Source organism: Fischerella sp. JS2 (genome assembly GCF_032393985.1).
GTDB lineage: Bacteria > Cyanobacteriota > Cyanobacteriia > Cyanobacteriales > Nostocaceae > Fischerella.
Window position 1 is genome coordinate 4334263 of sequence record NZ_CP135918.1, and the last position, 12176, is coordinate 4346438.

Below are 12176 nucleotides of genomic sequence, written 5' to 3' on the forward strand. Positions count from 1 at the left end.
GAAAGATAATGTAATATTTTTTTCCTTTATTGGATGAAAATATATATAGTAGGCGGTTAAGAACCGCTATGAAAATGGCTTTAGTATAAGATGGGGATCTACCGTGAAAATACTTATATATTTGCTTGTAAGACAACAAGATCATATTGATGTCGCTGAAAGCGTGCGTATATTGTTGTCCAAATTCAACAAAATTAGTTTTTATCGGCTGTTGCGATCGCTGGACAATAGACAGAAGTTTGTAGTAAGCGCTTTAGCGCCTAACTTCAGACTAAAAGACTTGATCGAGACAGTAAGCCTCTTGCAAAAGCTGTTTTTGCCAGAGTTGGGTAAAGGGGGAAAGTTAAAGCTTGAAGGGTTTTTATTTTCCTTCACCCCAACTTATGCAAGAAGTCTAGTGTGTGAAAATGGTGATTTGCAAGAGCGGGGTAGTGGAAGAGTGCAAAGGTAATGGATCTCTCCCAAATACTGTTGTTCAATACCTGAGAAAGTATTCACGGAAAAAGTAGTTTTGGCAGATAAAAATAATTTCAGGATACATCATTAAATGAAAGTCTAGGAATTTGATTATAAACTTCTACATTCTCTTCAAGAGCTTGACGTCAATCATATTGCGTTTGTAAATTCAACCAAAACTGAGCGCTGTTACCAAAATAGTGGGATAGACGCCAAGCTGTATCTGCTGTAATACTACGCTTCCCAGATAAAATTTCGCTAATCCGTGTTTGAGCCACACCTATATCTTTGCTTAATCGATAATACGAATACTGTACTGTCCAATTCTATCGCCAACCAGCTTTAGAAAGCTTGTTTGCTGTTATCGGAGGAGAACTTTAAGACCACTCATCCGTATTCAAAAACAGTCAGAATAGATCAATCCCCAAGCTGGGTAAGCACTGATATGAGAACACAAGGGCAAACGATCAATATTATTGATTACCGCCAAGAGAATGCAGCCGATACGTTTGTGCCTAAACCCGCAGTTCTCTCCAGTTCCGGCTGGGACAATATTCATTTTGAACTCCATCAACAGCCAAAGTTTGACGTAGCTGAACATCAACATACAATGCACGTTGTTGTTCAAGGGTTTAGCGATTCCTCGCTTTCCGTCTCCTCAGGAGAACGATGGTTGGATGGAAAGATGACTACAGAGATGCGCAATCATGGAGATATTGCGATCATCCCTGCGGGTATTTCCCATCGCTGTAATTGGAATACCTCAGTCCAGTTTATGATTTTGGCAATTGAGCCTGTACTCCTCAAACAAGTTAGTCAAGATTTGGTTGATGGCGATCGCATTGAACTTATCCCTCATTTTATGACTCGGCAAGATGCATTAATCCAAGGTATTTTCTGTGCCTTACGAGAAGAATTAGAGTCTGGCAAAATCGGGGGTTATTTACTGATTGATAGTCTAAAAACAACATTAGCCATTCACCTATTACGGAACTATTGCACCACCCAACCTAAGCTTTCTAGCTATGGAGATGGATTATCCGCTCTCAAGCTACAACAGGTGAGAGAGTATATTCATGAACATCTGCATCAGGATGTCAGGCTAAGTGACATTGCTGCGATCGCCCAGATGAGTCAATATCACTTTTTGCGTCTGTTCAAGCAAAGTATGGGTATAACGCCCCACCAATATATTTTGCAATATCGGATCGATCAAGCCAAATATTTGTTACAACACAGCAAACTCAGCATTGCAGACATTGCTGTTAGGGTAGGTTTTTGCGATCAAAGTCACTTGACTCGATATTTCAAGCGCATTGTTGGTGTTACACCCAAACAACTTTTGCAAACGCGAACTGCTGGCAGCAGCGCTACGCGATCGCAATAATTTACTCAAATCCCGCAACTTTTTTCTAGAGTTCTATGTAGAAATTTTCTACAGTGGGATGGCACTGTGATCAGCCGAAACAAAGATGATACAAAAAACAAACATTGAAATTAACACAAAAAAAGTCAAAATACCCAACAAAGACTTAGAAATCGATGCTTACCTAGTCGAACCAGCCCATCAGGGAATCTTTGGGGCTATTATAGTTTTTCATGAAATTTTTGGAGTTAACAGTAATATTCGAGATATAACTGAACTCATCGCTAAACAAGGCTATGTAGCGATCGCACCTGCATTATATCAACGTATTGCTCCTGGTTTTGCAGCTGATTTTAGCCCAGAAGATATTGGATTTAGTCCAGAAGCTTATCGACTGGGCTTGCAATATTATCAACAAGTAAAATATCAAGAAATTTTCAGCGACATCCAAGCAGCGATCGCTTACCTCAAAACTTTACCTAATGTCAAAAATGATGCAATTGGTGTCATTGGTTTCTGTTTTGGTGGTCATGTTGCTTACATGGCTGCAACATTACCGGATATTAAAGCCACAGCTTCGTTCTACGGTGGTGGGATGACAACTTCTAGTTATGGTGAAAAGACTCCAACTGTTAATCGCACCTCTGAAATTAAAGGTACAATTTATATGTTTTTTGGTACAAGAGATACCTTCGTTTCGCACAAGGAAAACGAGCAAATAGAGGCAGAATTAAAGAAACATCAAATCAATCATCGTATATTTCGATACGACGCAGGACACGGATTCTTTGCTGGATTATTTGTAGATAAGTACCCATTTCTAAAGCAACACCCAAGTTATAATCCAGAAGCTGCTCCTGATGCTTGGCAACATGTTCTAGAACTCTTTCAAAACAACTTGTGAAACTAAAAAATCAAAATTCTCCTCCTTTAGGAGGAGCAATATCATCCGAAGTCCAAAATTACACTGGAGGATGTATGAGCAGTCAAAAATAAAGTAAACACTTTCTTTGAGTATGAAAAGATTTGGTCACAACTAATGAAGACCGTAGGAAAAATATTGCGGAAATGGCAAAAAAAAGCTTTTTCTGAACAAAATAAAACATTAATAGCAGATTACATTGCCAATGACTACCAAAATTGGCGTAATAACTTTTTATGGCAGAGATTAGGTTTATTGTTATGGCTGGCATTAATTTGCATTTTAACGTTTACATTGCGAGACGTTTATAACTTTTTCTTTCCTCTCAAAGAATTTCAAAACTTACCAGAGGTACTGAGAACTCAAGCGCTAGTCATGGATATTGCTATGCTGCTGAATCTGGTTTTGGGCATGGCTTTGCGTCAAACAAAATTTGGTCGTCAGCATCCAGGAATACTATTTTTGGGGTCATCTTGGTCAATAAATCTTATACCCCAAATTTTTGCAACTCTCAAAGGTTTTGCACTACCTGACACCTTGGCTTGGTCGCTTTTGTTCCTCAGTCAAGCAACATTTATTCCAGTATGCTGGAAACTGCATTTGATATCTCAACTAGGGTTATTTATTTACTATTTTGGTCTGAATACATTACTGGGACTAAAACTACCACTGCCAGAACACCCGGAATTATATAATGTCACTTTTATTTTATATTTGTTCTGGTTTTGTGCTATTTGTAACCTTGGTGTTTATCTGTATGATTGCCTGCAACGCTCTGAATTCTTTGCCCGTAAGGAACTTGAATTCGCCTATGATAAACTAAGAGTCACAGAAGCTAAATATCGCAGTATATTTGAAAACGCTGTTGAAGGCATCTTCCAAAGTACCCCCGATGGACGTTATATTACTGCTAACCCTGCATTAGCACGTATATATGGATACTCTTCGCCGACAGAGGTAACAACGACTTTCACTGATATAGAAAATCAACTTTATGTTGACCCCCAAAGACGTGCAGAATTTGTGCGCTTAATTGAAGAATACGGAAAAGTGTCTGAGTTTGAGTCACAAATTTACCGCCAAGATGGTAGTATCGTTTGGATTTCGGAAAAAGCATATGCAGTTCGTGACAAAAGCGGTAAGCTACTCTACTACGAAGGATTAATTGAAGATATCACCAAGCGTAAGCAAGCTGAGGCGGCTTTACAAGAACAACTTGATTTTTTACAGGTTTTAATTGATACTATTCCTACACCAATTTTTTATAAAAATGCTGAAGGTTTTTATCTGGGCTGTAACAAAGCTTTTGAAGAAGCTTTAGGATTTAAAAAAGAGCAAATTATCGGTAAATTAGAGTATGATATATCACCGAAAGAATTAGCTGATAAATTTCAGCAAGCAGATGCAACTCTATTTGAACAACAGGGTATTCAGAGTTACGAAGATTCGGTGATCTACAAAGATGGTAAAAAACACGATGTAATTTTTTACAAAGCAACTTTTTCTAAAGCAGACGCATCTCTTGGCGGTTTAGTGGGAGTAATTTTAGATATTAGCGATCGCAAACGTACAGAAGAAGCACTCAGAGTATTTGTCCATGCAGTCTCTCACGACTTACGCAATCCTGTGCTGGGTACGCTGATGGTGTTAAAGAATTTGCTTTCACAAGGAGGACAGGGGAGACAAGGGGGACGACTTGGAGGACAAGGAAGTAATCTTTCTTCGTCATCTCCCCCCACTCCTCACACTCCCCCCACCTCCCCACTGCCCCTAATCCCCACTCCCTTGGGGGAGTGGGGCCCCCGAGTTCCCCACCTCCCCACCTCCATCCCCGTTTCTCGCTCAATTTTAGAACGGATGCAAAAAAGCAGTGAGCGACAACTAAATTTAATTAACTCACTGATGGAAGCTCATATGAGCGAAGTGCAAGGTATTGTTTTGCAACGTCAACCAGTAAAATTGCACAAACTTGTCGAAGATGCGATCGCTGATCTCCAACCAATGCTGACAGAAAATCAAATCAATTTGACCAATTTAGTTAAAGATGACCTACCTTTAGTAAATGGTGATCCAACACAACTATGGCGAGTATTTTCTAACTTAATTGTGAATGCAGTCAAACATAATCCGCCAGGGTTGGATATTACCATCAATGCGATCGCCCAAGGCGAGCAAATTTATTGCACAGTTGCCGATAATGGTGTGGGTTTGAGTCAAAAACAGTCCGAAAGATTATTTGATTTATACTTCCGGGGTAGTAATAGTCGCAATTCTGTGAGCTTGGGATTAGGATTATATCTTTCTAAGCGCATTATCAATGCTCACGGCGGCAAAATTGGTGTAGATAGCACACTAAATCAAGGTGCAACCTTTTGGTTTACCTTACCTGTTGAGGATATTTGATACTTTTGCTAATGCTAACTATAGTATGTAGAACTTTAGTATACATACATTTACTACTATCTTAGTCCTATTGCTAAACAAAAAATTTTATGAGGACGGAGATAGTCAAAAAATTTGGTCAAAGAGTAATATCAAGTTCGGTTAATCACTTAGAATAAAAAACCTCACACCCATCCCCTCTCCTTAGCAAGAACAGGGGTACCGAAGGCGGGGTGAGGTAAAAGGGAATTGTAAGTAATCATGCGAACTTGATATAAGAGATGAAAGATTAAAGCGAGGTCTTTCTCAGGAGGAATTAGCTGAGAAAGCAGGACTGCATCGGACATATATAGGAATGATTGAAAGAGCTGAGAAGAACATCACTCTCATCAATATTGAAAAAGTTGCGAAAGCTCTGGAAATGAGTGTTGAGGAATTATTAAGAGGAATTAGTTGATCATGAGTATGACTCAACCAGAGCAATGGATTAATGACATTCGTGAATTTTGTCGATCATTAAATATATCAACCACTGACTTATACAAAATACTAACCGATTTAAAAGTGGCTCCCATGATTCGTGGCAAAGCCTTTGAGTATTCTATTTACTCTAGGTTGAAGCAAATCTTGCCATCTCAAGATTGGACTGTTACTAAACCTATAATGAATGCACAGAGCGGAATTCATGATATCGATATTATGGTAAAGCATCATCAGACAGGTAAAATTATATCGATTGAATGTAAATTAGCAAGCAAGGGAAGTTTTAAGGTTGCTAAAAGAAATCTATCTGGAGTTACTACAAAAGGCGATTATCTGATTGCAGTTAAATGTATGCGATCGCGTACTACTAAAACACCGGCGTTGCATAATAGCGGTATGAATTGAGGTCAATTAATCATGGAATGTCCACGCTGTGGATCTTGTCATAACCGTAAGAATGGAAAGAAAAGAGGTAAACAGAATCACATTTGCTGTGATTGTGGTCGTCAATTCATTGATGTCTATAAACCACCCAGGGGCTACTCGGATGAAATCAAACAAGAATGCCTAAAAATGTACGTCAATGGTATGGGATTTCGTGGAATTGAAAGGGTGAAAAACGTTCATCATACTACCATTATTCATTGGGTTAAACGAGTGGGTACACAATTGGCGGATACACCAAATTCAAAGGAAATTCCGCAGGTGGGAGAACTAGATGAATTAGAAACATTTATTGGTTCAAAAAAAATAAAATCTGGTTGTGGACGGCGGTAAATCACTTTACTCAAGGTATTCTTGCTTGGGTTTTAGGTGATCGTAGTTCGACTACTTTCCAACAGTTATGGAACATTGTCCAGTGTTGGCAGAGTTATTTTTACGTCACAGATGGATACCCTGTTTACCCTTGTTTTGTTCCTGATGGTGACCAAATTGTGAGTAAGACCTACATGACACGAGTCGAAAATGAAAACACAAGGCTTAGACATTATTTGGCTCGTCTTCATCGTAAAACTTTATGTTATTCCAAAACCGAGGAAATGCTGAGATACTCTGTTCGATTGTTATTGCACTACCTCAAATATCGTTCTGTTCCCTTACCTGCCTAAAACATACCTTTATTCAGCAACGCCAAAACACCTGCAAAGGTTGAATCAGCTGCAAGACTTATTGGTATTAGTCCAGAAGTATTTCTTGTCCACAGTGATCAATATCGCGCATCACATTTCAATGTAGTTGCCACATCTATTGGTAATGCTTTTTATCAAACTTGGGAAGATGAAGTGGTAATCTAATGTATAAATTTCAGCCTACTGAAGCAGGAAAGAAATTTTTAATTAAGTTAAACCCCTCTTCCAACACAGAAAAAGCTTTACAGGAGTTTGTTTATAACAAAGTTTATCTTGCAAGTTCGCAAGATTTAGCTGTATCGAGGAAAAGCGGTGTTTTTTGTGGTAAACAAAATTGCCTAAATCTCTCTAATAATCAAATATGTATTTATTAATGCTTGATCAATATCATTTAACCAGTTGTTTTTTACCTTTTGTTTTGCAAAGAATATAGAGCCTCCTCCAGCAAAAGGTTCTGCATAATATAAGTGGGGAGGAATGTGTTTGAGGATGAGATTACGAGCATAAAACTTACCACCAGCATACCGGAATGGCGAGTTAATAGACTGATTTACGGTCATTCATCCTCAAAAATAGTATCATCAGGTTGCTAACTATAGTATACAGACGAAATAATGTCAATGTTCCGGCTTTTGCTCCTTTTCCAATCGCACCACAGCATTATAATCTGGTACACCTTCGCGCGATCGCTTGCTTTTATCTAGCAACACATTTCCCTCTGGCCAATGAATCTGTAAATTACCAGGCTGAATCGGCGCAACATATACTCTACCCTGAAACTCTCCCAACTCATTTTTGAGAATCACCGCATCACCTGCTTTCAACCCCAATCTATTTGCATCCGCAGCATTCATTAACACCGCTTCCCGGAATGCACCAGTAATAGCATCTTTGCGTTCTTGTACCATACTGTTGAATTGTTTACCCCGGCGGGTTGCGACTAAAAAACAATCTGCTGGTAAAGGTGCATTGCCATGTAATCCTACATTTGGAGACAATGGTGCAAAATGTGCTTTGCCATCTGCTGTAGGGAAATTCCAGCCAAAGCACAGATGCGAACCCCCATACTGAAATTGGTCGCCTGCTTGCTGCAAGTGTTGTATACCAGCATACTGAGGGATAACTTGGGCAATTTCTTGCCGCATCACAGCCGTATTCTCAAAATGTAAAGACGCGACATGTCGCGTCTCTACAACGCGCCTTGCTAATTCCATAAACACTTCCCACTCCGGACGTGCTTCACCAATTCTAGGGCCGGGGATTTCTGGGCTAAAAATGACTCGGCGTTCAGTGCTAGTCTCTGTTACGCCTCCAGGAATCTCGTAGCGAGTTGTAGCAGGTAAAAGCACCACAGTATCACTTGGTTCCACTAACATTTGACTAGACAGAACAATATCCATATGAACTCGCAACGGTACACGCTGGAGGGCTTCTTCTACATAGTCAGGTTCTGGTAACACTTCCAAGAAATTCCCACCTACAGAGAACAAAACATCTAATTGCCTATTGTATGCAGCGTCAATCATCTCTGGGGCTATTAAACCCTGACTTGTAGGCACTTCAAACCCCCAAAGCTGGCTTAACTGGGCAGCATTTTCGGGAGTAATGAGTTTACCACCTGGAAACACAGTTGCGTAACATCCCATTTCCGCACCACCCTGCACCCCAGAGTGGCCGCGAATTGGCATCAAACCACATCCTTCTCGACCAACAAAGCCCTTAGTAAGTGCCAGATTAATAATAGCTCTAACATTATCTTCACCGTATTCATGCTGGGTGATGCCCATACTCCAAACAAACACAGCTTTTTGGGCTTTCCCCACCATTTTGGCAAAGGCGTACATTTGCTCGCGAGTACTACCTGAAAGTCTCTCTAACTCTTCCCAAGATTGATTTGCAAGAATTGCTTCCAGTTCTGCAAAACCAGTGGTGTAGTAGTTAATAAACGACTCGTCTACCCAACCGTTGGCAATCATATGCTTGATGGTGCCATTTAAAAATGCCGTGTCACCACCCATGTTTACCAAAAAGAAATCTTCGGCGAATTTAGTACCAAATAAAGCACTTTCAGGAATAGAGGGAACCCAGTAGCGTTCCATTCCTGGTTCGCGGTAGGTGTTAATCACAACAATCTTTGTACCTGCTTTCTTGGCATAATGCAAATACTTGACGGTTACAGGCTGGTTATTAGCTACATTTGAGCCAATGAAGACTAATAAATCAGTACCCACCCAGTCTTTGTAAGAACAGGTAGTCGCACCCACACCCAATGCTGATTTCAGCCCGGCGGTACTGGGAGAATGGCAAATACGGGCAGCATTATCAATATTATTTGTTCCCATCGCCCGTACAGCTTTTTGGGTAGCGTAGTAAGTTTCGTTAACAGTGCCGCGACTAGTAATGTAGAAACTAAGGTGGTCTGGTGTAGTAGCACGGATACGGATAGCAATTATATCTAAAGCTTCATCCCAGCTAATCCGACGAAACCCTTTTTCGCCACATCGGCGGAGCATGGGATAAGGGAGACGTCCTAATTCCCTTAGTTCAGCACTTTTGTACATCTGTAACTGTCCGACATCTGCCAATAACTTGGGGTCAAAAGCTGGCATTGTGTTCATACGTAATAACCGCAGACGGACATTACATATATGTATTCCTTCTAACGTCCAATCTTTCATTCCGGTTGTACCTAAAGCACAACCGTCACAAACTCCCTGATTAAGAATATTCCAAGCGTAGGGTAAGCGATCGCGCGACAACCAGATAGCTCGAAATACCTCCCAGTAATTATTTGGATACTGCTCCCCAATGCCAAATGGCTTCCAACTTGCCCAGTTCGACGGTGTCCAACGCTTTTTCGGTTTCCGCAACATAACCCTGGATGCAGTAATAATTCATTTGATATAAATTTAATCTGCCATCTGATTTCAAAAATCGCTATCAGTCTGCTAAAAGTTAAATAATAATTTATGCCTACTGATCAATAGCTCAAGCTGTGTCTTCTCTATTTGCCTCCTTGCTAGGATACTTGGTCTAGGTTTGCTGTAAACTCGCTTGAACTTGAGCTAACAGAGTCTCAGGGTCAACAGGTTTACGAATAATTCCATCCACCTTTACTTTACATTCTTCTTCGACAAGCCCTTGTTCGTGTGCTGTAATCAGTATAATAGGCAGAGATTGGCTATCAGGGTTTTGTTGAACACGAAAAGCGACTTCGTATCCATTCATCCCTGGCATCATCACATCCAATAGAAGCAAATCAAAAGTTTCTACTTTAAGTTTGGCAAGCACCGCCTCTCCAGAATTTACTGTGTCAACGGTATAACCCTCTAGTTCCAAAATCATTTGCAGGAAATAGCAGTTGTCCTCAACATCATCACAGACAAGAATGTGCTTATTAGCACTGTTTTGCAATGCTCCTCTATCAACCATAAGGCAATTAACACCATAACTATTCTCTTGTCATGTGTACATAGCCAACTACTTTCTTTTCTTCCTACTAAGGATTTACTTGCTGTCTTCCACTTGCGGAATTAACATAATATTAAGTTTGTTTGTAAACCTGACGACAGGATATTTATTGCAGCAACAGGTTGGAGATCACTTTCACCAACTGATCAGGATCAAACGGTTTCACTATACAAGTAGAGAACCCCGCCTGCAAAGCAACAGCAACTGCTTCCTGCTTCACAAGTGCTGTTAAAGCAATGGCTGGAATCTGTCCCATCTCCCCTTCAAGATTTCTGACGTTGCGAATGAATGAATAACCATCCTCATCAGGCATAGCAATATCGCTAATTAAAATATCTGGTTTCCATAGCCGGATCACCTGAAGGGCTTCACAGGTTGATGCTGTCGAACTCACTTGAGCATGATATTGCTCAAGAATGAACCTTACTAACTCAAGAGAATCGGCATCGTCATCTACCAGCAGTACCCGCAAACCATCTAGGACTTGTAGGGTCTTCATTTATTCTGAACAGTTTGTACCACTCTAAAATGGTCGCATAAATTGAACAGCCAATTGCAATAGCCTTTGAAGGTTAGAGCGATCGCTCAACATATTTAATTCTTCTAGACTGAGAATCTAGCAGGGTTTTTATATGAACTCAACAAGTGAGCTTTATTTTCACCGCCATACTTGCTACTAATCTTTGATTTAAAAAAGCTTTATTTCTACGTTTTATGATGAGTTTATCTTATCAGAGATAGTTTTATTGTATCTATGTATAAATTGTGAACTTTAGTTGGGAAATATAAGCCTGTGCATAAGCTAAATGACTTATGCAACATGACATAGTTGTTTAACTTTTATCAGCTAAATTTCGGTGTTTCGCTATCCGGATTTATTGTCTGAGTTTGGTAGAGAATGAATACGTATAAATCGAGATGGTAAGAACCACAAACATTAGGTTATTAGTTTATGAAAAATAGTATGAGTTGAATTATGTTAATTTTAAACACCGTATTGTTCACATTAAAATATAGTTTGATTTTTTCAATTTCTTTAATTGGAATTACTAAAATTATTAGATAAAAGCTACCCACATAAGTAGAAAATACAGAGAATTACCAACACTTCAGAGTCATTATCAAGCTGCTAACAACTCCTAAAAACATTATGAAAAGTGATTTTTATATAAATTAAACCAAATATAAAGCAACCAACATGATACAAAATCACTGTTTAAATAAACACATTAGTAAAAATATTACGTTGTGATGTATTTACTAAATTTTCATTGGCGACAAGTAGTCAAATTTAACATGAATGTCAAAAAATGTATTTGTTAATGCTGGATTAACTATTTTTGAAAAAATTGTAAATAAATTTAGATAAGAGAGATAACAATGCTATTTGATCCTTCTAGTGAACGTGGTAGTGGTAGATAAAAATATTAATGCCTCAGCTACCAACAAATTCTTTAAAAACAGCTAAAATTTCTGGGTTAATGGTGAAATTACATGAAGTAATCTTAACGTAACGATATCCTTGATCTTCATGACTCAAATGCAGACTGAGATAACTATATGGCTGATAGGGCATTCTGTCCGCCCATTCAATCGCCACTATTCCTGGCATAACCTCAACACCTTCCCAGTAGGTTTCTAAAGTTAAAGCTGCTACTTCTTGCGGTTCTAGCCGATACAGGTCTAGATGATAGAGAGGAAGCCGCCCTGTTGTATATTCATTAATGAGAGTAAAAGTAGGACTGACAATAGGTTCCGTGATGCCCAAGCCTTCGCCAATACCTTGTACTAGAGTAGTTTTACCAGCACCTAAATCGCCTTCTAACAAAATCACAGTATTAGGACTTAGGTATTGGCCCAGAGTCATACCAAGCGATCGCGTTACCTCTGCATCAGCAAGAAAAATTTTCATAATGATTAGTCAACAATTATTGGTTAGTAGTTAGTAGTTAGTAGTTAGTAGTTA

11 protein-coding genes and 1 pseudogene are annotated in these 12176 nt (G+C 39.4%); 6 read left to right on the forward strand and 6 right to left on the reverse strand.

Annotated features, from left to right (window positions below; all coding sequences use genetic code 11):
- Positions 1–530: 530 nt before the first annotated feature.
- A pseudogene (locus tag RS893_RS18360) lies at positions 531–758 on the reverse strand (HigA family addiction module antitoxin); the annotation flags it as partial.
- Between the two features lie 143 nt (positions 759–901).
- Here RS893_RS18360 and RS893_RS18365 point away from each other — a divergent pair.
- From RS893_RS18365 to RS893_RS18390, 6 genes are all read left to right on the forward strand, one after another.
- Positions 902–1843: an AraC family transcriptional regulator gene (locus RS893_RS18365; RefSeq protein WP_315786584.1), complete on the forward strand. Its 942-nt coding sequence runs from the start codon at positions 902–904 to the stop codon at positions 1841–1843.
- Positions 1844–1928: 85 nt separating this feature from the next.
- On the forward strand, positions 1929–2726 hold the full coding sequence (locus RS893_RS18370; RefSeq protein WP_315786586.1) for a dienelactone hydrolase family protein: 798 nt from the start codon (positions 1929–1931) through the stop codon (positions 2724–2726).
- A gap of 135 nt (positions 2727–2861) precedes the next feature.
- Complete coding sequence (locus RS893_RS18375) at positions 2862–5147, forward strand: PAS domain S-box protein (protein ID WP_315786589.1); 2286 nt, start codon at positions 2862–2864, stop codon at positions 5145–5147.
- A 253-nt stretch (positions 5148–5400) separates the two neighbouring features.
- Positions 5401–5583 carry a helix-turn-helix transcriptional regulator gene (locus RS893_RS18380; protein WP_315792018.1) on the forward strand — a complete coding sequence of 61 codons (183 nt, stop codon included), beginning with the start codon at positions 5401–5403 and terminating at the stop codon, positions 5581–5583.
- Positions 5584–5591: 8 nt separating this feature from the next.
- Positions 5592–6014, forward strand: coding sequence for a hypothetical protein (locus tag RS893_RS18385; protein ID WP_315786592.1), 423 nt, complete (start codon positions 5592–5594; stop codon positions 6012–6014).
- Between the two features lie 12 nt (positions 6015–6026).
- Positions 6027–6718, forward strand: a protein-coding gene (locus RS893_RS18390; RefSeq protein WP_315784082.1) for an IS1 family transposase whose coding sequence is annotated in 2 segments (ribosomal slippage) — positions 6027–6351 and positions 6351–6718 — 693 coding nt in all. Because the reading frame shifts where the segments join, the coding sequence is not laid out codon by codon here.
- A 359-nt stretch (positions 6719–7077) separates the two neighbouring features.
- Here the strand turns inward: RS893_RS18390 and RS893_RS18395 are convergent.
- The 5 genes from RS893_RS18395 to tsaE form a co-directional block, all read right to left on the reverse strand.
- Positions 7078–7299: a DNA adenine methylase gene (locus RS893_RS18395; RefSeq protein WP_315786595.1), complete on the reverse strand. Its 222-nt coding sequence runs from the start codon at positions 7297–7299 to the stop codon at positions 7078–7080.
- Between the two features lie 57 nt (positions 7300–7356).
- Positions 7357–9612, reverse strand: coding sequence for an FdhF/YdeP family oxidoreductase (locus tag RS893_RS18400; RefSeq protein WP_315786598.1), 2256 nt, complete (start codon positions 9610–9612; stop codon positions 7357–7359).
- 160 nt (positions 9613–9772) lie between these two features.
- On the reverse strand, positions 9773–10171 hold the full coding sequence (locus tag RS893_RS18405) for a response regulator (protein ID WP_315786601.1): 399 nt from the start codon (positions 10169–10171) through the stop codon (positions 9773–9775).
- A gap of 145 nt (positions 10172–10316) precedes the next feature.
- A complete protein-coding gene (locus RS893_RS18410; RefSeq protein ID WP_315786605.1) occupies positions 10317–10709 on the reverse strand; it encodes a response regulator in 393 nt (130 codons plus the stop codon).
- A gap of 936 nt (positions 10710–11645) precedes the next feature.
- A complete protein-coding gene (gene tsaE, locus RS893_RS18415) occupies positions 11646–12122 on the reverse strand; it encodes a tRNA (adenosine(37)-N6)-threonylcarbamoyltransferase complex ATPase subunit type 1 TsaE (protein WP_315786608.1) in 477 nt (158 codons plus the stop codon).
- Between the last annotated feature and the right edge of the window lie 54 nt (positions 12123–12176).